33 protein-coding genes and 1 tRNA gene are annotated in these 26,337 nt (G+C 62.3%); 18 read left to right on the top strand and 16 right to left on the bottom strand.

The window, feature by feature from the left end; translation table 11 throughout:
- Nucleotides 1–38: 38 nt before the first annotated feature.
- Nucleotides 39–464, top strand: a complete 426-nt coding sequence (locus IEC33019_RS11305) for an HD domain-containing protein (RefSeq protein WP_070091799.1) — start codon at nt 39–41, stop codon at nt 462–464.
- Here the strand turns inward: IEC33019_RS11305 and IEC33019_RS11300 are convergent, their stop codons facing one another.
- From IEC33019_RS11300 to IEC33019_RS11290, 3 genes are all read right to left on the bottom strand, one after another.
- The gene (locus tag IEC33019_RS11300) at nt 465–1,157 is read right to left on the bottom strand and encodes an endonuclease (RefSeq protein WP_070091798.1); all 693 of its coding nucleotides are present in this window, start codon (nt 1,155–1,157) and stop codon (nt 465–467) included. It lies immediately after the preceding gene.
- 6 nt (nt 1,158–1,163) lie between these two features.
- On the bottom strand, nt 1,164–1,406 hold the full coding sequence (locus IEC33019_RS11295) for a DUF1654 domain-containing protein (RefSeq protein WP_070091797.1): 243 nt from the start codon (nt 1,404–1,406) through the stop codon (nt 1,164–1,166).
- A gap of 236 nt (nt 1,407–1,642) precedes the next feature.
- Nucleotides 1,643–2,731: an asparaginase gene (locus IEC33019_RS11290; RefSeq protein WP_070091796.1), complete on the bottom strand. Its 1,089-nt coding sequence runs from the start codon at nt 2,729–2,731 to the stop codon at nt 1,643–1,645.
- A 354-nt stretch (nt 2,732–3,085) separates the two neighbouring features.
- Here IEC33019_RS11290 and IEC33019_RS11285 point away from each other — a divergent pair, with 354 nt between their 5' ends.
- The 7 genes from IEC33019_RS11285 (at nt 3,086) to IEC33019_RS11255 (ending at nt 10,192) form a co-directional block, all read left to right on the top strand.
- On the top strand, nt 3,086–4,039 hold the full coding sequence (locus tag IEC33019_RS11285; protein ID WP_099593560.1) for a sugar ABC transporter substrate-binding protein: 954 nt from the start codon (nt 3,086–3,088) through the stop codon (nt 4,037–4,039).
- Nucleotides 4,040–4,196: 157 nt separating this feature from the next.
- A complete protein-coding gene (locus IEC33019_RS11280) occupies nt 4,197–5,747 on the top strand; it encodes a sugar ABC transporter ATP-binding protein (protein ID WP_070091794.1) in 1,551 nt (516 codons plus the stop codon).
- The gene (locus IEC33019_RS11275; protein ID WP_070091793.1) at nt 5,744–6,739 is read left to right on the top strand and encodes an ABC transporter permease; all 996 of its coding nucleotides are present in this window, start codon (nt 5,744–5,746) and stop codon (nt 6,737–6,739) included. Before IEC33019_RS11280 ends, IEC33019_RS11275 begins: the two co-directional genes overlap by 4 nt.
- 4 nt (nt 6,740–6,743) lie before the next feature.
- The gene (locus IEC33019_RS11270; protein ID WP_070091792.1) at nt 6,744–7,766 is read left to right on the top strand and encodes a LacI family DNA-binding transcriptional regulator; all 1,023 of its coding nucleotides are present in this window, start codon (nt 6,744–6,746) and stop codon (nt 7,764–7,766) included.
- A gap of 9 nt (nt 7,767–7,775) precedes the next feature.
- Nucleotides 7,776–8,684, top strand: coding sequence for a ribokinase (gene rbsK, locus IEC33019_RS11265; RefSeq protein ID WP_070091791.1), 909 nt, complete (start codon nt 7,776–7,778; stop codon nt 8,682–8,684).
- Nucleotides 8,681–9,079, top strand: coding sequence for a D-ribose pyranase (gene rbsD / locus IEC33019_RS11260; RefSeq protein ID WP_070091790.1), 399 nt, complete (start codon nt 8,681–8,683; stop codon nt 9,077–9,079). Before rbsK ends, rbsD begins: the two co-directional genes overlap by 4 nt.
- 105 nt (nt 9,080–9,184) lie before the next feature.
- The gene (locus IEC33019_RS11255; protein ID WP_070091789.1) at nt 9,185–10,192 is read left to right on the top strand and encodes a nucleoside hydrolase; all 1,008 of its coding nucleotides are present in this window, start codon (nt 9,185–9,187) and stop codon (nt 10,190–10,192) included.
- On the opposite strand, the gene IEC33019_RS11250 is transcribed toward IEC33019_RS11255, so the two are convergent.
- On the bottom strand, nt 10,164–10,376 hold the full coding sequence (locus IEC33019_RS11250; RefSeq protein WP_070091788.1) for a hypothetical protein: 213 nt from the start codon (nt 10,374–10,376) through the stop codon (nt 10,164–10,166). The two genes, IEC33019_RS11255 and IEC33019_RS11250, sit on opposite strands and share 29 nt — an antisense overlap.
- Nucleotides 10,377–10,648: 272 nt before the next feature.
- Between IEC33019_RS11250 and IEC33019_RS11245 the strand changes: the two genes are divergently transcribed.
- The gene (locus IEC33019_RS11245) at nt 10,649–10,972 is read left to right on the top strand and encodes an I78 family peptidase inhibitor (protein ID WP_070091787.1); all 324 of its coding nucleotides are present in this window, start codon (nt 10,649–10,651) and stop codon (nt 10,970–10,972) included.
- A 258-nt stretch (nt 10,973–11,230) separates the two neighbouring features.
- On the opposite strand, the gene IEC33019_RS11240 is transcribed toward IEC33019_RS11245, so the two are convergent.
- Nucleotides 11,231–11,443: a cold-shock protein gene (locus tag IEC33019_RS11240; protein WP_070091905.1), complete on the bottom strand. Its 213-nt coding sequence runs from the start codon at nt 11,441–11,443 to the stop codon at nt 11,231–11,233.
- 162 nt (nt 11,444–11,605) lie between these two features.
- Entirely contained in the window at nt 11,606–11,908 is a 303-nt protein-coding gene (locus IEC33019_RS11235) for a hypothetical protein (protein WP_070091786.1), read from the bottom strand.
- A 332-nt stretch (nt 11,909–12,240) separates the two neighbouring features.
- Here IEC33019_RS11235 and thrS point away from each other — a divergent pair, with 332 nt between their 5' ends.
- The 9 genes from thrS to IEC33019_RS11190 all read left to right on the top strand — a co-directional run bounded on the left by thrS (nt 12,241) and on the right by IEC33019_RS11190 (nt 19,715).
- Entirely contained in the window at nt 12,241–14,163 is a 1,923-nt protein-coding gene (gene thrS, locus IEC33019_RS11230; RefSeq protein ID WP_070091785.1) for a threonine--tRNA ligase, read from the top strand.
- On the top strand, nt 14,163–14,714 hold the full coding sequence (gene infC / locus IEC33019_RS11225) for a translation initiation factor IF-3 (RefSeq protein ID WP_170831750.1): 552 nt from the start codon (nt 14,163–14,165) through the stop codon (nt 14,712–14,714). The genes thrS and infC overlap by 1 nt, the downstream gene beginning before the upstream one ends.
- Before the next feature lie 60 nt (nt 14,715–14,774).
- Nucleotides 14,775–14,969 carry a 50S ribosomal protein L35 gene (gene rpmI, locus IEC33019_RS11220; protein WP_003250667.1) on the top strand — a complete coding sequence of 65 codons (195 nt, stop codon included), beginning with the start codon at nt 14,775–14,777 and terminating at the stop codon, nt 14,967–14,969.
- A gap of 28 nt (nt 14,970–14,997) precedes the next feature.
- Nucleotides 14,998–15,354 (top strand): 50S ribosomal protein L20, encoded by a 357-nt coding sequence (gene rplT / locus IEC33019_RS11215; RefSeq protein WP_003250671.1) that lies wholly within the window; start codon nt 14,998–15,000, stop codon nt 15,352–15,354.
- 111 nt (nt 15,355–15,465) lie between these two features.
- The gene (gene pheS / locus IEC33019_RS11210; protein WP_099593558.1) at nt 15,466–16,482 is read left to right on the top strand and encodes a phenylalanine--tRNA ligase subunit alpha; all 1,017 of its coding nucleotides are present in this window, start codon (nt 15,466–15,468) and stop codon (nt 16,480–16,482) included.
- A 31-nt stretch (nt 16,483–16,513) separates the two neighbouring features.
- The gene (gene pheT / locus IEC33019_RS11205; RefSeq protein ID WP_070091784.1) at nt 16,514–18,895 is read left to right on the top strand and encodes a phenylalanine--tRNA ligase subunit beta; all 2,382 of its coding nucleotides are present in this window, start codon (nt 16,514–16,516) and stop codon (nt 18,893–18,895) included.
- Between the two features lie 3 nt (nt 18,896–18,898).
- Nucleotides 18,899–19,201, top strand: a complete 303-nt coding sequence (ihfA, locus tag IEC33019_RS11200) for an integration host factor subunit alpha (RefSeq protein ID WP_003250679.1) — start codon at nt 18,899–18,901, stop codon at nt 19,199–19,201.
- A complete protein-coding gene (locus IEC33019_RS11195) occupies nt 19,182–19,538 on the top strand; it encodes a MerR family transcriptional regulator (protein ID WP_070091783.1) in 357 nt (118 codons plus the stop codon). Before ihfA ends, IEC33019_RS11195 begins: the two co-directional genes overlap by 20 nt.
- A gap of 100 nt (nt 19,539–19,638) precedes the next feature.
- Nucleotides 19,639–19,715 (top strand) — tRNA-Pro (locus IEC33019_RS11190).
- A gap of 79 nt (nt 19,716–19,794) precedes the next feature.
- On the opposite strand, the gene IEC33019_RS11185 is transcribed toward IEC33019_RS11190, so the two are convergent.
- The 10 genes from IEC33019_RS11185 to IEC33019_RS11140 all read right to left on the bottom strand — a co-directional run bounded on the left by IEC33019_RS11185 (nt 19,795) and on the right by IEC33019_RS11140 (nt 26,314).
- A complete protein-coding gene (locus IEC33019_RS11185) occupies nt 19,795–20,976 on the bottom strand; it encodes a tyrosine-type recombinase/integrase (RefSeq protein WP_070091782.1) in 1,182 nt (393 codons plus the stop codon).
- A gap of 302 nt (nt 20,977–21,278) precedes the next feature.
- A complete protein-coding gene (locus IEC33019_RS27545; protein WP_170831749.1) occupies nt 21,279–21,455 on the bottom strand; it encodes a hypothetical protein in 177 nt (58 codons plus the stop codon).
- A gap of 39 nt (nt 21,456–21,494) precedes the next feature.
- The gene (locus IEC33019_RS11175) at nt 21,495–21,881 is read right to left on the bottom strand and encodes a hypothetical protein (RefSeq protein WP_081337426.1); all 387 of its coding nucleotides are present in this window, start codon (nt 21,879–21,881) and stop codon (nt 21,495–21,497) included.
- A 52-nt stretch (nt 21,882–21,933) separates the two neighbouring features.
- Nucleotides 21,934–22,167, bottom strand: a complete 234-nt coding sequence (locus IEC33019_RS11170) for a hypothetical protein (RefSeq protein WP_099593556.1) — start codon at nt 22,165–22,167, stop codon at nt 21,934–21,936.
- 46 nt (nt 22,168–22,213) lie between these two features.
- A complete protein-coding gene (locus tag IEC33019_RS11165) occupies nt 22,214–22,546 on the bottom strand; it encodes a hypothetical protein (RefSeq protein WP_250169735.1) in 333 nt (110 codons plus the stop codon).
- Nucleotides 22,543–22,803 (bottom strand): hypothetical protein, encoded by a 261-nt coding sequence (locus tag IEC33019_RS11160; RefSeq protein ID WP_099593554.1) that lies wholly within the window; start codon nt 22,801–22,803, stop codon nt 22,543–22,545. Before IEC33019_RS11160 ends, IEC33019_RS11165 begins: the two co-directional genes overlap by 4 nt.
- Entirely contained in the window at nt 22,800–23,594 is a 795-nt protein-coding gene (locus IEC33019_RS11155) for a hypothetical protein (RefSeq protein ID WP_099593552.1), read from the bottom strand. The genes IEC33019_RS11160 and IEC33019_RS11155 overlap by 4 nt, the downstream gene beginning before the upstream one ends.
- 82 nt (nt 23,595–23,676) lie before the next feature.
- Nucleotides 23,677–23,865, bottom strand: a complete 189-nt coding sequence (locus IEC33019_RS11150) for a hypothetical protein (RefSeq protein ID WP_099593550.1) — start codon at nt 23,863–23,865, stop codon at nt 23,677–23,679.
- Nucleotides 23,862–24,677, bottom strand: a complete 816-nt coding sequence (locus IEC33019_RS11145) for a hypothetical protein (RefSeq protein ID WP_099593549.1) — start codon at nt 24,675–24,677, stop codon at nt 23,862–23,864. The genes IEC33019_RS11150 and IEC33019_RS11145 overlap by 4 nt, the downstream gene beginning before the upstream one ends.
- An 8-nt stretch (nt 24,678–24,685) precedes the next feature.
- The gene (locus IEC33019_RS11140; protein ID WP_099593547.1) at nt 24,686–26,314 is read right to left on the bottom strand and encodes a DNA cytosine methyltransferase; all 1,629 of its coding nucleotides are present in this window, start codon (nt 26,312–26,314) and stop codon (nt 24,686–24,688) included.
- Between the last annotated feature and the right edge of the window lie 23 nt (nt 26,315–26,337).

Genomic DNA, 26,337 nt, shown 5'->3' with positions numbered 1-26,337 from the left:
GCTTGTTGTGAAGCAGGTGGTTGAGGGGAGAAGGCCTCATGTCTACGCTGGAACGGGCCATTGCCGTCGCTGCCAGGGCGCATGAAGGGCAATATGACAAGGGTGGGGCGGCCTATATCCTGCACCCATTGCGGGTGATGATGCGGGTCTGCACGCTGGAGCAGCGGATCGTCGCAGTGCTCCACGACGTGCTGGAAGACACCCCGCTGACCCTGTCGGACCTTGCGCGCGAAGGCTTCCCGCTGAAGATCCTCGCCGCCGTGCAGGCCCTGAGCCGGCGCGATGGCGAGAGCTACGAGGCGTTCGTCGTGCGCCTGGGGGGCGACCCGCTGGCGCGACAGGTCAAACTCGCGGATCTGGCCGACAACAGTGACCTGTCACGCATCCCTTGCCCGGGCCCTGCGGATCTCGCACGGCTCTGCCGCTACCAGCAGGCCAGCGCCTACCTGCAAACGCTCAACTGATCAGCCACAGGCATGCAGGTTCACCGGCCCGACGAAGTCGTTGCCGTGCCCCATGACACACGCCACCTGCTGGTTGCGCTGCAACTCCCAGGTTTGTGGCGGGTAGGTCTTGTTCCAGGCTTCGAACAACTGCCGGTCCTGCTTGGACAGGCGCAGGTTGTATTGCTTGCTCATATAGAAGTAGGTGCGCGCGATCATCCCGCGGATCGATGGGCGCGGCATCACTTTCTTGGCCTTGAAGTCCACCTGGGTCAGGCAACTGCCGTACTGGCCTTGCTGCTGAGGCAGCCAGCCAAAGCTGTAGTTGCTGCGATCGCCATTGACCTCGCCGATGCTCGGCACCAGGTTGTGCAGGTCGGCCTCGGCGCGTTTGTACACTTCATCGTGGCGCGAGCAGTTCTTGCGTCCACCGTTTTGCCAGCATTGACGCTGGTGGCCGATCTGCCAGGCCGGCACGATGTGTTCCCACTCGATGCGCGAGGCACGTTGGGCATTCTTGCGCGGGGTGTAGCCGCAGGAGGCCAGGTCCACTTTGTTGCCTTTGTATTTGCAGCCACAGTAGAACTCGGTGGATTGCGGTGCATACAGCCGCCAGGCGACCTTCTTGGCTTCCTGGAAGGTGCGCGGGGCATCGGCCTGTGCGGTGACAGCGGTGAACAGCAGGCACAGGCCTGCGAAAAGCGAAACTCTCATGCGCGGTCAGTCTTCCTTGGGCACTGTCCAGAAGATCTGCACGCCGCCATCGTCGCGGTGGGCGAGGGTGACGTTGTCGTTTTCGGCGATCTCCTCGAGCAGGGTTTCCCAGTCGTCAGGCGACTCGTGCTCCAGGCGGAAGATCAATGCCGCGCGGCTGCGCTGGGCGATGGGGCTGTTGATGATCTTCTGGATGCGCAGACCCAGTTGCTCATAGGTGCTAGGCGTTGCTGCGGAGGTACTGGCCACGGGGCTTTTCCTTGTTTTGCTGTATGCGCATACAGTATTTCACTGTAGGCTATTTCGCAACAGCGTGTAAGGCGAAAAGCGTTTATGACCGCAGGGATGGAATTGGTTCACTCACCCAGTGAATGCAGACGCGGGTAAACTCGCTCCTCTCTTGGCCTCGCGGGACCTATAGGAGCGGGATTACCCGCGAATGGGCCGGCTCAGAGACCGCGCCGGCCTAACTTCAGGGCAACGAATCAATATTCCCAGAAGATCCGCTGCAGCTCCTTGCTGTCTTGGGTTTTCGTCATCGCCACCATGGCCAGGATCCTCGCTTTTTGTGGGTTCAGGTCATGGGCCACGACCCAGTCGTTCTTGTCGTCAGGCTGTTCGGCGTTGCGCAGCACGAAACCACCCTGGTTGACGTGGGACGAACGAATGATCTGAACACCGTTCTTGCGCAGCTCTTGCAGCGCTGGCACCACCCGCGACGATACCGAACCATTGCCTGTACCCGCATGGATCAGCGCCTTGGCGCCATTTTGCGCGAGGGCCTTGTAGGCGGTGTCGGTCACGTTGCCGTAGCCATAGGCGATGTCCACCTGGGGCAGGGCGCTGATCTGCTTGATGTCGAATTCCGACTCAGTGGTGTGGCGCTTGGCCGGCAGGCGGAACCAGTAGGACTTGCCTTCCACCACCATGCCCATCGGGCCCCAGGCGCTCTTGAACGCTTCGGTCTTGATGTTGACCGACTTGCTCACGTCACGCCCGGACTGGATCTCGTCGTTCATCGTCACCAGCACGCCCTTGCCGCGCGATTGCTTGTCGCTGGCCACGGCCACGGCGTTGTACAGGTTGAGCATGCCATCGGCGGACATGGCGGTACCTGGACGCATCGAGCCGACCACCACGATCGGTTTGTCGGTCTTCTCCACCAGGTTGAGGAAGTAGGCGGTTTCTTCGAGGGTGTCGGTACCGTGGGTAATGACGATGCCGTCGACGTCCTTGCTGTCGGCCAGCTCCGCGACGCGTTTGCCAAGCTTGAGCAGGTCGTCGTTGCTGATGCTCTCGGAGGCGATCTGCATTACCTGCTCGCCACGCACGTTGGCCAGGGTGGCCAGTTCCGGCACGCCGGCGATGAGTTTGTCGACGCCCAGTTTGGCGGCCTGGTAGGTGGCGCTGTTGGCAGCGCTGGCACCGGCGCCGGCAATGGTGCCGCCGGTGGCGAGAATGACTACGTTGGCCAGTTTCTGCTGTTGCTCGGCTTCCTTGGCGCTAAGGCCGGTCGGCAGGATCAGCAACAGGGCGAGGGCGCTTGGGGCGAAGGTTTTCACTGCAGCATTCATGTTTTTATTTTCTCTCTTCCAAATGAGATGGTTGGCTGTGTCGCGCCGTTGAGCAGGCAGGTTTCGTACCAGCGGGGCTAGCGGCTTCTCTGGCGGCTGCGTCAGCCCATGCCTAGGGCGCTTTGCGACGTTTCCTTGGGGCCGAAAAAGGCTGGAGCGCCGCCTTTGTGTTCGGGATCCCGAATGAGAGTAGGAAAAGGTGTTCGGTTTTTCGGAAATTTTCTGGATAATCCCGACGTACGCGGCCAGGCCAAAACCGTGTGATGGATTTGACAAAAACAGGTCTTGTTTCCATAGTTAGGCAACGCAAACGTTTGCGATCCGATAAAAAACACAAGATTCGGAGTCAAATTCATGAAATTGCCATTCCCCGGCCGCTTGCTGGCCCTGGCTGTCTTCTCAACGCTTGCCCTCACGCTCCCCTTGTCCGCCGCCCAGGCTCAGGACAAACCCAAGGTCGCCCTGGTCATGAAGTCCCTGGCCAACGAGTTCTTCCTGACCATGGAAGACGGCGCCAAGACCTATCAAAAAGCCCACACCAATGACTTCGACCTGGTGGCCAATGGCATCAAGGACGAGTCCGATACCGGCAACCAGATCCGCATCGTCGAGCAGATGATCGTCTCTGGCGTCAACGCCCTGGTCATCGCGCCTGCCGACTCCAAGGCCTTGGTGCCGGTGATCAAGAAGGCCATGGATGCTGGCATCACGGTGGTCAACATCGACAACCGCCTCGACCCCGAAGTGCTCAAGAGCAAAGGCCTGAGTGTGCCCTTCGTCGGCCCCGACAACCGCAAGGGCGCACGCCTGGTTGGCGACTACCTGGCCCAGCAGAAACTCAAGGCCGGTGACCAGGTCGGCATCATCGAAGGCGTGCCCACCACCACCAACGCCCAGCAGCGCACCGCAGGCTTCAAGGACGCCATGGACGCCGCGCAGATGAAGGTGGTCTCGGTGCAGTCCGGCAACTGGGAAATCGACAAAGGCAATGCCGTCGCCGCTGCCATGCTCAACGAATACCCCGAACTCAAGGCCCTGCTGGCCGGCAACGACAGCATGGCCCTGGGCGCTGTCTCGGCGGTGCGTGCGGCGGGCAAGACCGGCCAGGTGCAGGTGGTTGGCTACGACAACATCCGCGCCATCAAACCCATGCTCAAGGACGGCCGCGTGCTCGCCACCCTCGAGCAGCATGGCGCCGAGCAGGCCGTGTTTGGCATCCAGGCCGCGTTGCAGATGCTCAAGGGTGAAAAGCCTGCGGTGGATGCCGACAACGTCATCCAGACCCCGGTCGAACTGGTTACCGAATGATGACTTGGCGCGTCGCCTGTTTCGTGGGTAAGCCCACTCGCACTGGTACAGCGGGGTTTTCGAGGCCTGCGCCAGGCCTGTGGGAGCGGGCTTACCCGCGAATGGGCCGGCGTAGCCAACACAAGACTGCTGCGTTCCCTGGGGCAGGGGGGCTGCGATGAGAGAAACCAACGAGGTCACCCTCGCCGTCAGTGGCCTGGGCAAGACCTATACCCAGCCAGTGCTCGCTGATGTGACGCTGGAGCTGCGCGCCGGCGAAGTGCTGGCGCTCACCGGCGAGAACGGCGCGGGCAAGAGCACGCTGTCCAAGCTCATCAGTGGCCTGGAGACGCCCACCACCGGCCAGATGCACTACCGCACTCAGCCCTATGCGCCTGGCAGTCGCAGCGAGGCCGAGCGCCTGGGCGTGCGCATGGTGATGCAGGAACTCAACCTGCTGCCGACCCTGACCGTGGCTGAGAACCTGTTCCTCGACAACCTGCCCAGCCGCGCCGGCTGGATCAGCCAGAAACGCCTGCGCCAACTGGCCACTGCGGCCATGGCCCAGGTCGGCCTGGACGCCATCGACCCAGATACTCCGGTCGGCGAGTTGGGCATCGGCCATCAGCAGATGGTGGAGATCGCCCGCAACCTCATCGGCGATTGCCATGTGCTGATCTTCGATGAGCCCACGGCCATGCTCACCGCTCGCGAGGTGGAGCTGCTGTTCACCCAGATCGAGCGCCTGCGCCAGCGCGGCGTGGCCATCGTCTATATCTCCCATCGCCTGGAAGAGCTGCAGCGCGTGGCCCAGCGCATCGCCGTGCTGCGTGATGGCAAGCTGGTGTGCGTCGAGCCGATCCAACGTTACACCAGCGCCGAACTGGTCAATCTCATGGTCGGTCGCGAGCTGGGCGAGCACATCGACCTTGGCCGCCGCGAGATCGGTCAGACGTTGCTCAAGGTCCACAAGCTCAGCCGTGGCGACAAGGTGCGCGAGGTGTCGTTCGAGGTCAGGGCCGGGGAGATCTTCGGCATCTCCGGTCTGATCGGCGCCGGGCGCACCGAGCTGTTGCGCCTGATCTACGGCGCCGACCGCGCCGACAGCGGGCAAGTCGAACTTGGCCAGCCCTTGCGGCCGGTCACCCCCGATTCACCCAAGGCGGCGGTGCGCGCCGGCATCGCCTTGATCACCGAGGACCGCAAGGGCGAAGGCCTGCTGTTGTCCCAGTCGATCAGCGCCAACATCGCCCTGGGTAATCTAGGGGCAGTGTCCCGTGTGGGCATGCTCGACGCCGAGGCCGAGCGTGCCCTGGCCGAACGCCAGATCAACGCCATGCGCATCCGCAGCGCCAGCCCGGCCCAGGCCGTGGGCGAGCTCTCCGGCGGCAACCAGCAGAAGGTGGTGATCGGCCGTTGGCTGGAGCGCGACTGCCAGGTGCTGCTGTTCGACGAGCCGACCCGCGGCATCGACGTCGGCGCCAAATTCGATATCTACGGCCTGCTGGCCGAACTGGCGCGCCAGGGCAAGGCCTTGGTGGTGGTGTCCAGCGACTTGCGCGAGCTGATGCTGATCTGCGATCGCATCGCCGTGCTCTCGGCGGGCCGGCTGATCGACACCTTCGAGCGCGACCGCTGGAGCCAGGATCAACTGCTCGCCGCCGCCTTCGCCGGCTATCAAAAACGTGACGCACTGCTGCATGAAGCAGCGCCCAGGATGGACCCATGAAGACCACACCCCTCGACATCCCGGGCCGCGCCCCGGTGCGCCGCAGCGCCAATTACTTCGGCCTGGGCACTTACCTGGGCTTGGCCGGCGCCTTGCTGGCGATGATCGTGCTGTTCTCGTTCCTGAGCAGTCACTTTCTGTCCTACGCAACCTTCAGCACCCTGGCCAACCAGATCCCGGACCTGATGGTGCTGGCGGTGGGGATGACCTTCGTGCTGATCATCGGCGGCATCGACCTGTCGGTGGGCTCGGTGTTGGCTCTGGCCGCTTCGGCGGTCAGTGTGGCGATCCTGGGCTGGGGCTGGAGCCCATTGCCTGCCGCGCTGCTGGGCATGGCCGTGGCGGCGCTGGCAGGGAGCGTCACCGGCGGCATCACCGTGGCCTGGCGCATCCCGTCGTTCATCGTTTCCCTGGGCGTGCTGGAGATGGCCCGGGGCCTGGCGTACCAGTTCACCGACTCGCGCACCGCCTACATCGGCGACGCCTTCGCCTGGTTCTCCAACCCCATTGCCTTTGGTATTTCGCCCGCCTTCATCATTGCCTTGTTGGTCATCGTCGTCGCCCAACTGGTGCTGACCCGCACGGTCTTCGGCCGTTACCTGATCGGCATCGGCACCAACGAGGAGGCTGTGCGCCTGGCCGGCATCGACCCGCGCCCCTACAAGGTGCTGGTGTTCACCTTGATGGGGCTGCTCGCAGGCCTGGCCGCGCTGTTCCAGATCTCTCGCCTGGAGGCCGCCGACCCCAATGCCGGCGCTGGCCTCGAACTGCAGGTGATCGCCGCCGTGGTGATCGGCGGCACCAGCCTGATGGGCGGGCGCGGCTCGGTCATCAGCACGTTCTTCGGTGTGCTGATCATCTCCGTGCTGGCCGCGGGGCTGGCGCAGATCGGCGCTTCCGAACCCACCAAACGCATCATCACCGGGGCGGTCATCGTTATCGCCGTGGTGCTCGACACTTACCGGAGCCGGCGCGCAGGCCGGCGGAACTGAACCCATGGCTACCATCAAAGATGTCGCGGCGCTGGCAGGTATTTCCTACACCACCGTGTCCCATGTACTGAACAAGACCCGCCCGGTCAGCGAGCACGTGCGCCTGAAGGTCGAGGCGGCCATCGCCGAACTCGACTACGTGCCCAGCGCCGTGGCCCGTTCGCTCAAGGCCCGCAGCACCGCCACCATCGGCCTGCTGGTGCCCAACAGCGTCAACCCGTATTTCGCCGAACTGGCCCGCGGCATCGAGGATGGCTGCGAGCGCAACGGCTATTGCGTGATCCTCTGCAACTCCGACGACAACCCGCAAAAGCAGCGCAGCTACCTGCGGGTGCTGCTGGAGAAACGCATCGATGGCCTGATCGTCGCCTCGGTCGGCCAGGACAGCGATCTGCTCGAAAGCCTGGCCAGCGTGCGCACGCCGATGGTCATCGTCGATCGCGCACTGGATGGCATCGACGCCGACCTGGTGCGCATCGATCACGAACAGGGCGGCTACCTCGCCACCCGGCACTTGCTGGACCTCGGCCATCGCGACATCGCCTGCATCGGCGGGCCGGCCGACTCAGGGCCTGCCCAGTTGCGCCTGGCGGGCTACCGTCGGGCGATGGCCGAGCAGGGCGTGGCGGAGGTCGAAAACCGCATTCTGCACAGTGATTTCAGCAGCCCCGGTGGCTACGCCGCCGCGGTGCACCTGCTCGACGGCCCGCGGCCCACGGCGATCTTCGCCGGCAACGACATGATCGGTTTTGGCGTGTTGCGTGCGGCGGCCGAGCGCAACATCCACGTGCCGGGCGAGTTGTCGGTGGTCGGTTTCGATGACATCGAGCTCAGCCGCTACGTGTACCCGCCGTTGACCACGGTTGGTCAGTCGATCCGCGAGCTGGGCGAAAGCGCCGCGCAACTGCTGCTCTCGCGCATCAGCACACCCCGCAGCGGCGTGGCCCAGCAGCGCATCGTCGCCCCGCGCATCGTGCTGCGCGAATCCACCGGGCCGCGCCCGGACCTGTTCAATGATTACCGCTAAGGAGTGACCATGAGCGCCAAGGTCGTGGTGGTTGGCAGCCTCAACATGGACCTGGTGGCCCGCACCCAGCGTTTGCCCCGGCCAGGCGAGACGCTGGCCGGCGACAGCTTCTTCACCGTGCCCGGCGGCAAGGGTGCCAACCAGGCGGTGGCCGCGGCCCGGCTCGGGGCGAGCGTGGCCATGGTCGGCAGTGTGGGCGACGACGCCTATGGCCAGCAGTTGCGCGAGGCTTTGGCGCATGAAGGCATCGATTGCCAGGCGGTAGGCGTGTGCCAGGGCGTTTCCAGTGGCGTGGCGTTGATCCTGGTCGATGCCGCTAGCCAGAACGCCATCGTCATCATCCCTGGCGGCAATGGCGAGCTGACGCCGGCTTCGGTGCAGCGTTTCGACGGCTTGCTGCAAAGCGCCGAGGTAATCATCTGCCAGTTGGAAGTGCCCATGGCCACGGTGGCCTGGACACTCGCCCGTGGGCGTGAGCTGGGCAAGACGGTGATCCTCAACCCGGCACCCGCCACTGGCCCGCTGCCGTCGGACTGGTTTGCCCACATCGATTACCTCACGCCCAACGAGAGCGAGGCCGAAGCCCTGACCGGCCAGCCCGTGACCGATATCGACAGCGCACGCCGCGCGGGTGAGCGCCTGCTGCAGTTGGGCGCGGGCAAGGTGATCGTCACGCTGGGGGCGCAGGGGGCGTTGTTCGTAAGTCCTGGTGGTAGCCGGCATTTTCCCGCGCCGGTGGTCCAGCCTGTGGATACCACGGCGGCAGGAGATACGTTTATCGGCGGCTTTGCCGCAGGGTTGGTGCGCGGCATGGAGGAGGGGGAGGCCATCGCCTTTGGCCAGCGCGCGGCGGCCTTGTCGGTGACCCGCGTGGGCGCCCAGCCCTCGATCCCGTACTTGGCGGAGCTTGCGCCATGAAGAAGACCGGGCTGTTGAACATCGCGTTGTCCCGGGTGATCGCCGGGCTGGGCCATGGCGACATCCTGGTGATCGGCGACGCCGGGCTGCCGGTGCCGCCGGGTGTGGAATTGATCGATCTGGCTGTGACACCCGGTGTGCCGGACTTCACCAGTGTGTTGCGGGCGGTGCTGGAAGAAATGCAGGTGGAGCGACATGTGCTGGCCGAGCAAATGCTCGAGGTCGCGCCGCCCGGGCTTGAGCAGGTGATGCAGTCGCAGGGGCAGTTGGGCTCGCGGGAGCTGTTGCCACACTTGGCATTCAAGGACCTGTGCCGTCAGGCCAAGGCGATCGTGCGCACGGGAGAATGCAGGCCGTACAGCAACATCGCGTTGGTGGCGGGTGTGACGTTCTGAAATCCAGTCCGCCCCCGCCAGCCCTGCGCTGAAGCCTTCGGGAGCGGGTTTACCCGCGAAGGGCCGCAACGCGGCCCCACTACCCAAGGCAACAAGGAGTGCCCCATGCTCAAACACCTCCTCAAAGGAGTCATTCTCATGTCAGCCGTGGCCACCACCCCCCTCCAGGCCGCTCCCCGGGACCTGATCATCGACACCGACCCTGGTGCCGACGATGTCGTCGCCCTGCTGCTCGCCATGGCCTCGCCCGAGGACCTGAATCTTCGCGCCATCACCACCGTGGCTGGCAATGTGCGCCTGGACAAGACCTCGCGCAACGCCCGCCTGGCGCGTGAATGGGGTGGGCGCGAAGACATCCCGGTATACGCCGGGGCAGGGCGCCCGCTGGTGCGCAAACCGATCTACGCCGACGATATCCATGGCCAGGAGGGCCTGGAAGGGGTGAAGGTCCATGTGCCCAAACAAGGCCTGGCTCAAGGCAGTGCGGTGCAGTACCTGGTCGATACCCTGTCCGGTGCCGAGCCCCACAGCGTCACTGTCGCTATGCTCGGCCCACAGACCAACCTGGCCCTGGCGCTGATCCAGAAGCCCGAGATCGTCAAAGGCATCAAGGAAGTGGTGGTGATGGGCGGCGCTCACTTCAATGGCGGCAACATCACCCCGGTGGCCGAGTTCAACCTCTACGCCGACCCCCATGCCGCAGAGGTGGTGCTGGCCAGCGGTGTCAAACTCACCTACGTGCCCCTGGACCTGACCCACAAGGTCATCACCAGCGATGCGCGCTTCAAGCAACTGGCCGCCATCGACAATCAGGCCGGCCGGCGTGTGGTGGACATCCTCGACGCCTACGTCAAGCACGACATGGACCTGTACGGCATGCCCGGTGGCCCGGTGCATGACGCCAGTGTCATCGCTTATCTGATCAAGCCCGAGCTGTTCAGTGGGCGGCGGGTCCACATGGAGGTCGACAGTCGGGAAGGCCCTACTTTCGGCCAGACCGTCGTCGACTGGTACGCGGTGCTCAAGCGTCCGGCCAACGTGCTTTGGCTGAACGAGGGCGATGCCCAGGGCTTTTTCGACCTGCTCAGCGAGCGCCTGGCTCGATTGCCATAGCGGTGTGCGGTGCGTAGCGCTCGAACACTTGCTCGATGAAGCTGCGCGCCGCCTCGCTGCCGCGGTCGCGTACCAAAAGGTCGATGGCGATCAGTAGCAGTTCTTCGGGGGTGCCGGGGCTGTAGGCGCTCTGGCCCTCGGCCCATTTGACCTTGATATCGGCGTCGATGCTGTGGCTGCTCATGGGAAGCTCTCGTGGCAAGCCTGGGCTAAGGGTCGAACACCGGACCCTGGCGTTCGAAGGGAGGCGTGCTGCGCTCCGGTTGTTGCAGTAAATCATGCCTTTGCGATCGCCGCACGACCACTTGCGAATAAACCGCCAGACGTACGACGCAAAATCCAGTCACGATTCCCTTTCGCCATGAGGGGGCTGTTCAGGCAGACTTGCTCGGTTTTGCAACAAAAGTTGAGCGGAGCTGTCGCATGAGGCAGTTCCCATGATGATTAGGAGGATTCATGTTCCGTACCCGTGCTTACCTGGCGACCTTGCTGGCGGCTGCAGTCCTGGCAGGTTGCAGCACAGGCGGTTCTTCAAACGGTGGCGACAGTGCCTCGTCGGCCCCGGCCGACAACGGCGGTCGCTGCGAAGCCAGCGGCGCCGATTTCACCATCGGCAAGCAGGCCACCCCGGCGCTGCTGGAGCAGGCGCGCAAGGCCAGTGGCTCGCAACTGGCACGCATCCTCAAGCCTCACGACGTGATCACCTTGGAGTATCGCTCGGAGCGGCTGAACCTGAACGTCGATGACCAAGGTGTGGTGACCCGCGTCAACTGCGGTTGAGGCTTCACCTGCGAGTACGGCGGTGGTTTTGCTAACGCATTCGCGGGTGAACCCGCTCCCACAGGTTCTGCGGTGCTTTCGATGATCTGTGAGGGCAGGCTCTGCGGTGGTGTCATCACACCGCAGTCTCTGTGTGGGTTTACCCGCGAATAGGCCAGGACAGGCAACCCAAGACAGTGGTTTCCCCGCGGGTCCATCTCAAGCGAACACCCACAAAAAACCCGCCACGAAGGCGGGTTTTTTGTATTCGTATCCGAATTACTCCGGACGAACCTGCGCAGCCTGCATGCCCTTCTGACCGCGTTCGGCAACGAAGGAAACGGACTGGCCTTCTTTCAGGCTCTTGAAGCCGTCGGTTTCGATGGCCTTGAAGTGTACGAACAGGTCGTCGCCGCCGCCTGCTGGGGTGATGAAGCCGTAGCCTTTTTCATCATTGAACCATTTGACGGTGCCGTTTTGGCGATTGGACATGGGGTGAATCTCCAGAAACATGGTTTTTTTTCGAGGTGCGATGTTGCCGAGGCTACGCAGCACCGGCGACATCATAGTCTAATTCTGCGTATCTAGCGCCTGTTACCTTCGCAGGATACTGATCCACGACAAATAATGCGTGGATTACCTCCGCGAAACGGCTCAGCTCTTCGGTGCGCAGGCCTGGCGTACCACGGTCTGCGCCCGCTGCATCAGCTTGGCGTCGACACCGTCCTTGCTGTCCAGGTCTTCGATTTCTGCCTTGGTGAAGTTCTTCTCGATCGCGTCAGCGCCGCACTTGCAGTGCTGGTCCGCCATTTTCGCATCGACGCCCTGGGCGGACGCCACCTGAACGCACTGTTGCATGTAGGCGCCTTTCTTGCCGGCAGGCCACTCGGCATGTGCCGCCAGGGGCAACAGCAGGGCGCTGGCGGCGGTCAGGGCCAGAAGAGACTGAAGTCGCATAACCACACACTCCTTGGGTTGGATCTCATCAAGAGTAGGATGCTTCAGAAACTCTGAGGTGGATTTTTCCGAACAAGTTCACCCAAACGGCGTAATTTCCAAATATTTCTGCCTGCCGCCCAAGCCGCGTGCTAGCATGCTCGGCTTACAGCTGCTCCCTTGCGGCTGTTTTCTATTTTCTTTCCAGTCACTCTGGTTCGTCCCTGGTTGGCCGAAAGGTTTCTGCCACTGTGAGGCAGGCTTTCCCGCGGGAAAGGCAGGGCGGATCTTGTACTGGCTCATCCCAACCCATGTGACCTTTGGTAGGGGTCACCACTAGGAGAGGAGGCGCCATGCCCGTAATTACTCTTCCCGATGGCAGTCAACGTACGTTCGACAAGGCCGTCACCGTTGCCGAAGTCGCCGCCTCCATTGGCGCAGGCCTCGCCAAGGCCACCCTGGCCGGCAAGGTCGATGGCAAGCTGGTCGACGCCTGCGACCTGATCGAGAACGACGCCACCCTGCAGATCATCACCCCTAAAGATGAAGAGGGACTGGAGATCATCCGTCACTCGTGCGCCCACCTGGTCGGCCACGCGGTGAAGCAGCTGTACCCGACCGCCAAGATGGTGATCGGCCCGGTGATCGACGAAGGCTTCTACTACGACATCGCCTACGAGCGCCCCTTCACCCCAGAAGACATGGCGGCCATCGAACAGCGCATGCAACAGCTGATCGACAAGGACTACGACGTCGTCAAGAAGATGACCCCGCGCGCCGAAGTCATCGACGTGTTCAAGAGCCGTGGCGAAGACTACAAGCTGCGCCTGGTCGAGGACATGCCGGACGAACAGGCCATGGGCCTGTACTACCACGAAGAATACGTCGACATGTGCCGTGGCCCGCACGTGCCGAACACCCGCTTCCTCAAGGCCTTCAAGCTGACCAAGCTGTCCGGTGCCTACTGGCGCGGCGATGCCAAGAACGAGCAGCTGCAGCGTGTGTACGGCACCGCCTGGGCTGACAAGAAGCAACTGGCTGCCTACATCCAGCGCATCGAAGAGGCCGAAAAACGCGACCACCGCAAGATCGGCAAGCAGCTGGACCTCTTCCACCTGCAGGAAGAAGCTCCGGGCATGGTCTTCTGGCACCCGGCCGGCTGGACCGTCTATCAGGTGCTCGAGCAGTACATGCGTGGCGTTCAGCGCGAAAACGGCTACCTGGAGATCAAGACGCCGCAAGTCGTCGACCGTATCCTCTGGGAGCGTTCCGGCCACTGGTCCAACTACGCCGAGAACATGTTCACCACTTCGTCGGAAAGTCGCGATTTCGCGGTAAAACCGATGAACTGCCCGTGCCACGTGCAGGTGTTCAACCAGGGTCTGAAGTCTTACCGTGACCTGCCGCTGCGCCTGGCCGAGTTCGGTGCCTGCCACCGTAACGAGCCGTCCGGCGCCCTGCACGGCATCATGCGCGTGCGTGGCTTCACCCAGGACGACGCCCACATCTTCTGCACCGAAGATCAGGTCAAGAAAGAAGCGGCCGACTTCATCAAGCTGACCCTGGACGTCTACAAGGACTTCGGCTTCACCGACATCGCCATGAAGCTCTCGACCCGTCCCGCCAAGCGCGTGGGCTCCGAAGAGCTGTGGGATCGCGCCGAAGGCGCGCTGGCCGATGCGCTGAACGAGTCGGGCCTGGAGTGGGAATACCAGCCGGGCGAGGGCGCGTTCTATGGTCCGAAGATCGAGTTCACCCTGCGTGACTGCCTCGGCCGTAACTGGCAGTGCGGCACCCTGCAGTACGATCCGAACCTTCCAGAGCGTCTGGATGCCAGCTATATCGCCGAAGATAACAACCGTAAGCGCCCGGTCATGCTGCACCGTGCGATCCTCGGTTCCTTCGAGCGCTTCATCGGCATGCTGATCGAGCACTACGCGGGCGTATTCCCGGCGTGGCTGGCCCCGACCCAGGCGGTGATCATGAACATCACCGACAAGCAGGCCGATTTCGCACTCGAAGTGGAAAAATCCCTCAATGGGGCTGGCTTCCGTGCCAAGTCCGACTTGAGAAATGAGAAGATCGGCTTTAAAATCCGCGAGCATACTTTGCTCAAGGTCCCATACCTTCTGGTTATAGGGGACCGCGAAGTCGAAACGCAGACCGTTGCAGTGCGTACCCGTGATGGCAAAGACCTGGGCTCCATGCCCGTCTCCCAATTCACCCAACTGCTCGCTGACGCCGTGGCTCAGCGCGGTCGCCTAGAATCGGAGTAATGACTATTAAGCGTGAAATGAGAAACGATAAACGAACTGCACCGAAAGCCCCGATCAACGAGAATATCTCGGCACGCGAGGTTCGGTTAATTGGCGCTGACGGCGAGCAGATTGGCATCGTCTCGATTGATGAAGCGCTGCGTATCGCTGATGAAGCGAAGCTGGATCTGGTGGAGATCTCTGCAGACGCGCAACCGCCTGTCTGCAAGGTCATGGACTACGGCAAGCACCTCTTCGAGAAGAAGAAGCAGGCCAACGAAGCCAAGAAAAACCAGAAGCAGATCCAGATCAAAGAAATCAAGTTTCGTCCAGGGACGGAAGAAGGGGATTACCAGGTAAAACTACGCAACCTGGTACGTTTCCTTAGCGATGGGGACAAGGCCAAGATCTCTCTGAGATTCCGCGGCCGTGAGATGGCCCACCAGGAGCTGGGCATGGAGCTGTTGAAGCGGGTCGAAGCTGACCTCGCCGAATACGGCACCGTTGAGCAGCATCCGAAGATGGAAGGACGCCAGCTTATGATGGTCATCGCCCCCAAAAAGAAGAAGTAATCTCCCGGGCACGGCAGGCCTGATGATTATGTGTAATTTTATCGAATGCGGAGTTCCAACATGCCAAAAATGAAAACCAAGAGCGGTGCTGCGAAGCGTTTCCTGAAAACCGCTTCCGGCTTCAAGCACAAGCACGCTTTCAAGAGCCACATCCTGACCAAAATGTCGACCAAGCGTAAGCGTCAACTGCGCGGTGCCAGCCTGCTGCACCCGTCTGACGTGGCAAAAGTCGAGCGCATGCTGCGCGTACGTTAATTCTGGTCAACGATAGAGGAAGTTACTCATGGCTCGTGTAAAGCGTGGCGTCATCGCTCGTAAGCGTCACAAGAAAATTCTGAAACTGGCTAAAGGCTACTACGGTGCACGCTCGCGCGTATTCCGCGTTGCCAAGCAGGCTGTCATCAAGGCTGGCCAATACGCCTACCGTGACCGTCGCCAGAAGAAGCGTCAGTTCCGCGCTCTGTGGATCGCTCGTATCAACGCCGGTGCCCGCACCAACGGTCTGTCCTACAGCCGTCTGATCGCTGGCCTGAAAAAAGCGTCGATCGAAATCGACCGCAAGGTTCTGGCCGACCTGGCAGTGAACGAAAAAGCGGCGTTTGCTGCGATTGTCGAGAAAGCTAAAGCCGTCCTGGCTTAAGTACCCACGACAATCATCCGGCGGCGCTTTGCGTCGTCGGGTGTAAAACGTCATCGATAGGGGAAGAGCCTTCAAAAGCTCTTCCCCTATTTTCGTATCTGGAGTCTGTACATGGAAAACCTGGACGCGCTGGTTGCCCAAGCCCTCGAGGCCGTGGAACGCGCTGAAGACATCACTACCCTGGAACAGATCCGGGTCCAATACCTCGGCAAGAAAGGCGAGCTGACCCAGGTGATGAAGACCCTGGGCAACCTGCCAGCCGAAGAGCGCCCGAAAGTCGGCGCGCTGATCAACGACGCCAAAGAGCGCGTCACCGACGTGCTCAACGCACGCAAGGCTGTCTTCGAAGAAGCCGAGCTCAACGCTCGCCTGGCCGCCGAATGCATCGACGTGACCCTGCCAGGCCGTGGCCAGACCACCGGCGGGCTGCACCCGATCACCCGTACCCTCGAGCGCATCGAGCAGTTCTTCACCCACATCGGCTACGGCATCGCCGAAGGCCCTGAGGTCGAAGACGACTACCATAACTTCGAAGCGCTCAACATCCCCGGCCACCACCCGGCCCGGGCGATGCACGACACCTTCTACTTCAATGCCAACATGCTGCTGCGCACCCACACCTCGCCTGTGCAGGTGCGGACCATGGAGTCCAGCCAGCCGCCGATCCGCATTGTCTGCCCGGGGCGCGTCTATCGCTGCGACTCGGACATTACCCACTCGCCGATGTTCCACCAGGTCGAAGGCCTGCTGGTCGATCGCGGCATCAACTTCGCCGACCTCAAGGGCACCATCGAAGAGTTCCTGCGCGTGTTCTTCGAAAAAGAGCTGGCGGTACGCTTCCGTCCGTCGTTCTTCCCCTTCACCGAGCCTTCGGCTGAAGTCGACATCCAGTGCGTGATGTGCTCCGGCAACGGCTGCCGCGTGTGCAAGCAGACCGGCTGGCTCGAAGTCATGGGTTGCGGCATGGTCCACCCGAACGTGCTGCGCATGTCCGGCATCGATCCGGAAGAGTTCCAGGGCTTCGCCTTCGGCATGGGCGCCGAGCGCCTGGCCATGCTGCGCTATGGCGTCAACGATTTGCGTCTGTTCTTCGACAACGACCTGCGGTTCCTCGCCCAATTCCGCTAGGCCCAATCGACGCACTTTCTAGGAGAACAGCATGAAATTCAGTGAACAGTGGCTGCGCGGTTGGGTTAACCCGCAAGTCTCCCGTGACGAACTGGTCGCCCGCCTGTCCATGGCCGGCCTTGAAGTCGACAGCGTGACCCCCGCTGCCGGCCAGTTCAGCGGCATCGTGGTGGGTGAGATCCTCGCCACCGAACAACACCCGGACGCCGACAAGCTGCGCGTGTGCCAGGTGAGCAACGGCCAGGAAACCTTCCAGGTCGTCTGCGGCGCCCCGAACGCGCGCCCCGGCATCAAGATCCCGTTCGCCATGATCGGCGCCGAGCTGCCGGGCGACTTCAAGATCAAGAAGGCCAAGCTGCGCGGCGTCGAGTCCTTCGGCATGCTGTGCTCGGCCGCCGAGCTGCAGATCAGCGAAGAGAACGACGGCCTACTGGAACTGGCCGCTGACGCCCCGGTCGGCGAAGACATTCGCCAGTACCTGAACCTGGACGACGCCAGCATCGAGATCGGCCTGACCCCGAACCGTGGCGACTGCCTGTCCATCGCAGGCCTGGCCCGCGACGTCAGCGCCTTGTACGACGTGCCGGTCACCCGTCCTCAAGTGCCTGCCGTTTCCCCGGCCCACGACGAAGTGCGCCCGGTCGAAGTCTCCGCGCCGGCGGCCTGCCCACGCTACCTGGGCCGCGTCATCCGCAACGTCGACCTGAGCAAGCCGACCCCGCTGTGGATGGTCGAGCGCCTGCGTCGCAGCGACGTGCGCAGCATCGACGCCGCCGTCGACATCACCAACTACGTAATGCTCGAACTCGGCCAGCCGATGCACGCCTTCGACCTCGCCGAAATCAACGGCGGCATCCGCGTGCGCATGGCCGAGGAGGGCGAGAAGCTCGTCCTGCTGGATGGGCAGGAAGTCGCCCTGCGTGCCGACACCCTGGTCATCGCCGACCACACCCGCGCCCTGGCCATTGCCGGCGTCATGGGGGGCGAGCACAGCGGCGTGAACACCGAGAAGACCCGCGACCTGTTCCTGGAAAGCGCCTTCTTCGAGCCGATTTCCGTCGCGGGCAAGGCCCGTTCCTACGGCCTGCACACCGATGCCTCGCACCGTTATGAGCGCGGTGTCGACTCGCAGTTGGCCCGCGAAGCCATGGAGCGCGCCACCGCTCTGGTGCTCGAGATCGTCGGCGGCGAAGCCGGCCCCATCGTCGAGGCCGTGAGCGAGCAGCACCTGCCGAAGGTTGCGCCGGTTACCCTGCGCGCCGACCGCATCAACCAGATGCTCGGCATGGACATGGACGCCGCCCAGGTCGAGCAACTGCTCAACGCCCTGGAGCTGAAAACCAGCGCTGATGGGGCAGGGCAGTGGATTGTCGACGTCCCAAGCCACCGCTTCGACATCAGCCTCGAGGTCGACCTGATCGAAGAGCTGGCCCGCTTGTACGGCTACAACAACCTGCCGGTGCGCTACCCGCAAGCCCGCCTGGCTCCGCAGACCCGCCCGGAAGCCCGTGGCGAGTTGCCGACCCTGCGCCGTCTGCTGGTCGCCCGCGGCTACCAGGAAGCCATCACCTACAGCTTCATCGACCCGAAACTGTTCGAGCTGTTCACCCCTGGCGTCGAGCCGCTACTGCTGGCCAACCCCATCTCCAGCGACATGGCCGCCATGCGCGCGTCCCTGTGGCCGGGCCTGGTCAAGGCGCTGCAGCACAACCTCAACCGCCAGCAGGACCGCGTACGCCTGTTCGAAAGCGGCCTGCGCTTCGTCGGCCAGCTGGGCGACCTCAAGCAGCAGCCGATGATTGCCGGCGTCGCCACGGGCAGCCGCCTGCCGGAAGGCTGGGCGAACGGCCGTGACAGCCTCGACTTCTTCGACGTGAAAGCTGACGTGGAAGCCCTGCTGGGCTACTCAGGCGCCCTGGATGACTTCACCTTCGTCGCCGGCAAGCACCCAGCCCTGCATCCTGGCCAGACCGCCCGCATCGAGCGCGACGGCAAGGAAGTCGGCTACATCGGCGCCATCCACCCAGAGCTCGCCAAGACCCTGGGCCTGGAGCGTCCGGTGTTCGTCTTCGAGCTGGTGCTGGGCGATGTGGTCGAAGGCCGCCTGCCGAAATTCAGCGAACTGTCCAAGTTCCCAGAAACGAGGCGTGACCTGGCCTTGATCGCAGGACGTGATGTTGCTTCTAGCTCCGTGCTTGAAGTAATTCGTGACAATGCGGGCGAATGGCTCACAGACCTCAGGCTGTTTGACGTCTACCAGGGTAAAGGTATTGATCCTGATAGAAAAAGCCTGGCCGTCGGCTTGACCTGGCAGCATCCATCGCGCACTCTTAACGACGATGAGGTGAACACTACCCTGCAAAACATCCTCACCTCGCTCGAACAAAGGTTGAACACCACGTTAAGGAAATAGCGTATGGGTGCTCTGACGAAAGCTGAGATGGCCGAAAGGCTGTACGAGGAGCTGGGGCTCAACAAGCGAGAGGCCAAGGAGCTGGTCGAGCTGTTTTTCGAAGAAATTCGGCACGCACTTGAAGAGAACGAGCAGGTCAAGCTGTCCGGATTCGGCAACTTCGACCTTCGCGACAAACGCCAGCGGCCGGGCCGCAACCCCAAGACAGGGGAAGAAATCCCGATCACCGCTCGCCGTGTCGTCACCTTTCGTCCAGGGCAGAAACTGAAAGCCCGGGTTGAGGCCTATGCTGGAACCAAGCCATAACGACGAGCTGCCCCCCATTCCGGGCAAGCGCTACTTCACCATCGGTGAGGTCAGTGAGCTCTGTGCGGTCAAACCGCACGTGCTGCGTTATTGGGAACAGGAGTTCCCGCAACTCAACCCGGTCAAGCGCCGCGGCAACCGACGGTATTACCAGCGCCAAGACGTGCTGATGATCCGCCAGATCCGCGCGCTGCTGTACGACCAGGGCTTCACCATCGGCGGGGCGCGACTGCGCCTCTCCAGTGACGAGGCCAAGGATGACACCACCCAATACAAGCAGCTGATCCGGCAGATGATTGCCGAGTTGGAGGATGTGTTGATGGTGTTGAAGAAGTGAACCGAACCCGATGAATGGAAAGTTTTTTGAAAAAAAGCTTCCATTATTCAAAAGGTTAGGGTAGATTCTTCTCCGTTCTCAGCAGTATCGAGAATGATGTCGGGGCGTAGCGCAGCCCGGTAGCGCACTTGCATGGGGTGCAAGGGGTCGAGTGTTCGAATCACTCCGTCCCGACCAATAATCCCAATGGGAAAGGCCAATGTTCAGAGCATTGGCCTTTTTCATTTGCGTGACTTTTGCGTGACTTCTCCGTTTTTCATGCCTTCCTCCTGGTCAGCATCGTGAGTACCGGTCCGCGCGAATCGGTTGCGGATACTTTGTTCGCCGCCTCGATCAGTTGCCCGATCTCCGCGCCTGAGTAGTGGCTGGTGATGCTGCCGTTCTTGTGCCCGAGCAGTGCCTTGCGATCTTCCTCTGAAACACCTGCTGCCTTGAGTCGCCGACCGAACGTGTGTTTGAGATCGTGTACGCGGAATGATGCGAACCCATCGTGCGCCGGCCTCAGGGTCTTCTCCTGCCAAACCTTGGCCGCCCTGGCCCTGGCCTTCTTCCATGCCGAATCGTTCATTCGATGCATCGGCGTCTCATCGTGGTACGGGAATACCCATTCCTTGCTGATCCCGCGCTGCCGGTTGACGATTAACCTGGCAACGCTGTTCAGCACCACCAGCCTCTCGTCGCCGTTCTTGACCCCGGACTTTTCGGTCCGACCGCCGAAGTCGGCGGGAATCAGGAACACTGTGGCGTCGATCTCGGGCACATGAATCTCCCAATCCCAGCGAAGCTTGCAGACTTCCTGCTCCCGGCAGCCCGTGTTCACCTTGAACAGGGCCATCTTGTGCAGGTGGTCCGGCAGCTCCGCAAACAGCACAGCCTGCTCTTCCCATGACATCGGGTAGGGCTTCCGCGCTGACCGCTTCTCCTCGAGCATCGAAATCATCGGCACATTGTCCAGCCATGGCCGCTGCTCGGAGTCCCGCCACTTCCTGGCGCACAAGTTCAGGATCCTGACCACCCTTTGCAAGGCGATGTTTATCGTCCTGTTTGATGCGCCCGGCTTGATCTTCCCTGTCTTCGTCTTCCCTGGTGTTCTTCTGTCCTTGATGTACTGGGCCAGAGTCCCGTCATCAACGTGACTAACGGGAAGATGGCCGATGTATGGATCAAGCTGCTCCAAGTAGGTGGCGGTCAGCCAGATCGATGGCTGGTCGGCGTAGTCCACCAGGTATTTCGTGGCGGCCTCCCGCCACAATCTGACCTGCTTGACGCCGTAGATCTTCCTCTGCCGCAACTGCTCCAGTCGGAAGATCAGGTAGCGCTCCGCTTCTTCCCTTTCGCGAGTGCCAGTGCTTTCGTAAAGTCGCTCACCATTGACCCTCTTGTCGATGTGCCAGATTCCGTTCCTCTGCGAGAGGCCCGTGATTGTTTTTCGCGCCATGTATTTCCTCCCTCATGGCGCTCGCTGCAGAGGAATTCTGTTCCCTTGGCGCCTGGTTTCGCAATTGCTGTGGTCAGGATGTAGTCGTTTGCCCAGGCATCGAGCTCCTGCCGGTCGAAGCCGATGCCGCGCTCGCCTATGGGGAACTCGCTGACGTAGGGCCTGACGGTCTTGTTGAACTCTGCTCGACTCATGCCGAGGTAGGCGGGGGCCTTGCCGGCGCGGAGAATGCGCGGCAGGGCAGGCGCGGACTGGGCCGCACTAGCTGCTGTCATGGGGTATCTCCGATGCTTGTGGCCAGATCAGGCCACAAAGCTCTGCCCGACCCTGGTCGCCTTAGCGCCTTCCTGGGTCCTGAACATGAGCTGTGTTTTGTTGGTCCGGCCAAAAGACCGGTATTCGACATCGACCCACCATTGGCCGAACTTGCGGTATGGAGGGCCCAGTAGTTTCGTGATGAGGCAGGAAGACTGGTTCATGGGATGGTCTCCACGCCGCTGGTGGCGGCAGGTTGGTGGTCAGCTGAAACGAATTGAAACGCCGCTGCCTAGGTTGATAACGCCAGGTTCTTCGCCAATGACCTGCTTCATGAGGGCATAGGTCTTTGGGGCGCTGGTGGCTTTCCCCCAGTTGAGGCCTGCCTCGTCCAGGAAGCTTTGCTCTATCTCATTCCAGCGCTCGATCAGGCGACCCCAGACCTCGCCGATAGCGGCAACCTTGCCGAAATGCTCGCGTATTGCAGGTACGGCCTTCAGTAACATCAAGCACCGGTTAAGGTCGTCGGGATCAAGTGGGTAGCTGCCGTCGTTTTGAAGACCGCACGCCGCAAAGGCCATAGCCTTCGAGCTTGCGCCGACGCGGCCGGTGGCCATCCACTCCATTACGGAGAAACAAATATCGGACATAGGGAATCCTTCGCCCGCGCATGTCGGCGGGCTTGAGTAGTTGGGGGAGGGGTTACTTGATCCGGCCGGTGAGCCGTTCGCGCCAAGTCAGGCGCCGGGGTAGGTGCTCACGGTCATCGATCTCGACCACCACATAAGCTGTGCGGTCAAACACGGCGTCACGGCGCGCTGCGAGCAAACATGCTTCGTCATCGGCGCCCTCGGCAGTTCGGGCGGCCAGCTGGTGCACATCGAAGCCTTTGCTCTCAACGTGCCAGCCGTGCACCACGGCAATGAATCGGCTCATCGCGGCCCCCTGTAGATCAGGTAGGCCATGTACATCAGGGGCAGGATCATGGTGCACCTCCCGCGGCCAGGGCCTCAGCCTTCAACGATGAGTACGCCACGCCATCCAGCGCGCTGTCCTCGTGGAACTTGTCGGGGTTCTGCCACTGGCGAACGTCCTTGAGGACCTGGAGCAGTAGCCAGCCCTCGGCCTCGGTGAGTTTGTGGCCGGTGATGGCGTTGAAGGCCTTGACGGTGCGGCCCATGCTTCGTTCGCCGCCTGGTGCGTCGTACTGCTTGCCGCGCTCGGCCTGCACATCGATCGCTGCCTGCAGGAAGTCGACGGAGGTTTTCGGGGCGGGGTCTGACAGATCGCCAATGCGAATGCGGTCGGTGTTCACAGCTGATACCTCCCATCAATCCAGCGCCCAGGCGCCAGAGCGGGTGTAGGTTCGGGTTGGGTTTCGTGCGGGGAGAGCTGGCGCTGGCTTTCGGCAACTTGCGGCATCCAGACCTTCACGCAGCTGATGGCCAGGCCGTTCAGTTCGTAGCAGACGACACCGCGCGGCTTGTCTTCGAAGGAGCGGACATTGGCCGGCAGATCCCCCGCGCTGGCGCCGGTGGCCAGCAGCAGGAGGCAGAGGGCGAGGCGGGTCATGCGGTGAGCTCCAGTTGTGGGGCGGCCTTGGCGGCCAGTTCGGCGACGACGATGGCGTAGGCCTCGGGGTGCTGCTTGTCGAAAGGCGGCATGTTCTCGGTTTCGATCCAGGTTCCACGCACTGACCCGCGATCAAGCCAGCCAGGGTCGATGCCCCTTGGCCGTGTCCAGGCGGTCGGGCTGATGCCGAGTTCTTGGATCTGCTTTGCCGCGATGTGACCCTGCGAGCGCATCAAGGCGATCACCCGCAGCGCCGCTTCTTTCCACGGTGTGAGGCTGACCGGTGATGGAACGCCAGCCTGATGAGCCCCGACCACCATCGGTACCCGGCATCGTTCAGTCGGGTTCCAGTCGAACAGGTGCAGGTACTCTTCGTTGGCGAAGAACGCCCAGCTGCTACGGCTTTCCTCACATCGCAATTCGAACTCCCATCCCGACTTGTCGCCGCCGCGATGCATCCAGCGGGGGAGCAGCACTGGCACGCCAAGCAGCGCGAGCATTCGGCAAATGCCGAGACTGGCATCGCTGGCCTTGCCGACGATCACCAGGCGATGGTCAGGGCCTGGGCGACCATAGAAGTTCTCGTAGTCCTTCGGCAGGATCTGGTCGGCTACCTTGGCGTTGAGGCTCATCTTCGCCTCGACGCCGATCTGTCGGCCGCTGGTGTGCACGGCCAGGATGTCGAAGCCGGCAGCTTCGGGGTAGCAGGTCCAATCGGCCTGCTTGTTCATCGACTGGATGAAGGCCGCGCACAGTTCGGCCTCCGTCTTGATCGGTGTCCTTTCGAGCATGTCGATTCCTTGGCCGCCATATCGCGGCAGTGAATAGAGGGGAGAGGGGTTACAGCGAAGGAGTACAGATGTACTCCAGTGGTCAGGATGGCTTGCGCTCTTGCTTGGCGATGACCTTCAGGCAGGTCTTGCAGGTGACCTCGGACTTGAACCGGGCAGATTCCCATTCCTCGGCGTCCCGGCGGCCACGTCCTACGCCGCAGGCCGAGAAGTGCTCATCATCGTTGCCGTCGTGGTCGTAGTCGATGTGGGCGGCCCAGTGGATTTTCATGGCTGGTGCTCCAGGGCGGCGCGGGCCTGCCACGCGTCACGGCCATCGACAATCACATCCAGGTCGAGGAAGGGGCATGAGCGACCGTGCGCGCCGGTAATACGAATGTCTTCTGCCCCAGTGAGCAGTGTTACCTGGCAACCGCAGAATGGGCATGGCTTCAGCTCATCGCGCTCAACCGGCGCGCTAGGCTCTGCGCTGGCGGATAACGCCTCGACGATCTTCATCAAGTCGGCTATCGCAGAGTCGTACCACTCGTAGCTGGCGCTGTCGTTTAGCTCGTCTTGGAATGCTTCCAGCACTGCTGCGCGAGTTTCCTCCGTCCAGCCTGCAATAGCGCCGAGCAGCGCATCCCGCTCGGCCAGCTTGTCGTTCAGCTGCTCGATCACTGACAGGTTCTTGATTCCGTGGCTGCGAGACTGGAAATCATCCACCCTGCGGCGCAGGTCGTCACGCTCCTCACGCACCTCGCGAAGCTCTTTGCCGATCCGTTCGACCTCGGCCGTGTCCGCCCCGATTCGGTGATTCAGCTCTTGCGCAAAGGCTGCGCACCAGTTGGTTGTTCCGCGCAGATGATTGGCAGGCCCAAATGATGCGAATTGATAAGCCCCCAATACCTGTTCGGCATTGATCACTGGCGCCACCGGCTCGCCCTGGTGCTGCTTGGCTGGCTCGTCGCAAGGCTCGCAAAGAAACTCGACAGCCTGCTCCTGCAGCTCGTCGAGAGGCATTTGCAATAGCGCCACGCTATTCAGCCACTCACGCGGCACGCTGACCATCTCTGTGTTGCTGGATCGGTTTTCTGTGGGCATGGGGAACCTCAAGCGAGACGTTCAAGTTGTTGTTGGATGCGCTGGCCAATCCAGCGGACGACGAACACGGCCTTGCTGTTGCCGATTGCCTTGTAGCGCGGGCCGTCTGCCGCCGCTTGCAAACACTGCTCAAAGGTCATGCGCCCGCCGCGCATTAGGTACCGGGCATAATCGGCCTCAAGCTTCTCGGGTCGGATGGCGCGGCCATAAGGGATAAGGGTGTGATCATCAGGAAAACCCTGAAGGCGCTCGCACTCCCGAGGTGTGAGTCGCCGTACAAAGCTTCCTTCCCGGACCATGGGCTGGCCACGCCCGGTACCGTCTTCGCTGGCGTCGAAGCCCTCGGCCTTCAGCGTGTGGGTGATCTCGCCTGTGATGCATACCGCGACCTGGCCACCGGCGTTGGGGTGGCTGGCGCCGTGACCCATGGCACGAAGCGTCGGGGCAAGGTCGCCGACATCGGCGCCATGGTCCTTGCAACTGAAGGCGAGCAGGGCGTTTTCCTGGCCGTTGCTCCGACCCAGCGTGTGGGCCATGCCATGCAGCACGTCAGGGTCCTGCGTACCGTGAACCACCAACATGCCGCTCTCTGCGTCCTGCTGAGTAGCACTGCCAGCAGCCTTACCGTTCGCCTGTAGGGTTCCCGAAACCTGTAGGCCACCCGCCAGCTCGAAGTCTGTGCCTAAGCCTCCACCGCCTGTTGTCCTTGAACTCAGGGTGCCAGTAACACAGAAGGTCTCACTCTCAATGTCCAGGCGGGTGTCCTTGGCGGTCAGCGTGGCGGCCTGACTGACATCGCCATGGAGGCCATGGCCGCCGTAGGCAGGAATGCCGGCCAGAACCTCGACCGCTGGCCCTTCATCACCCTCGCAGTTCGGGCAGCCGTACTGGCCCAGGTCTAGGCCAAAGACCCATCCGCACCCGCACTGGAGCGCAGGGCCGAATGGAGCTCGTCCGGCAAGGTCTTGCCCCTCGCCTCTGCGCGGCGGAGTATCCCGGCGCACGCCTTCGCGCTCAAAAAGTACTTCGAGGGGATCGAACCCTGTTCGAGCACTTGCGACAACGAACACACGGCGGCGTCGTTGGGCCAGGCCGAAATATTGGGCATCCAGAATCCGCCATGCGGCTGTTCGCGTGGGTCCATACACACAACCAGCGTCCTTCCATTTGCCCCCTGGCGGCTGGAGTTCTTCGGATTCGCCCACCAGGGCGCCGAGGAAGCAGCCAAACGCGTTGCCTTTGTCGGAGAGGACGCCGGGGACGTTTTCCCAGAGGCAGACGGCCTCTGGCTGACCGTGCATGGTTCGAACATGGTCAATTGCATCGAGCAGCTCCACGTATTTGATGGTGAGGGCGCCACGGGGATCGGCTAGACCTTCCCGCATACCGGCCACGCTGAAGGCCTGGCAGGGCGTTCCGCCGACCAGCACCTCGAGCGCCTGGATCTTGCCGGACAGCACCATGGCTGCCAGGCGGGTCATGTCGCCGTGGTTCGGCGTTTCTGGGTAGTGGTGAGCCAGCACCGCGCAAGGGAATGGCTCGATCTCGGCGTACCACGTCGCTTGCCACCCGAGCGGCTCCCAGGCGACGGTCGCAGCTTCAATACCGCTGCAGACACTTCCGTAGGTGATGGGCATTGGTGATCTCCGCCGGGTCGGCG

It is taken from the genome of Pseudomonas putida (genome assembly GCF_002741075.1).
Taxonomy (GTDB): domain Bacteria; phylum Pseudomonadota; class Gammaproteobacteria; order Pseudomonadales; family Pseudomonadaceae; genus Aquipseudomonas; species Aquipseudomonas putida_T.
Note: the sequence above shows the minus strand (reverse complement) of the source record. Positions and strands in the feature narration are given on the sequence as shown.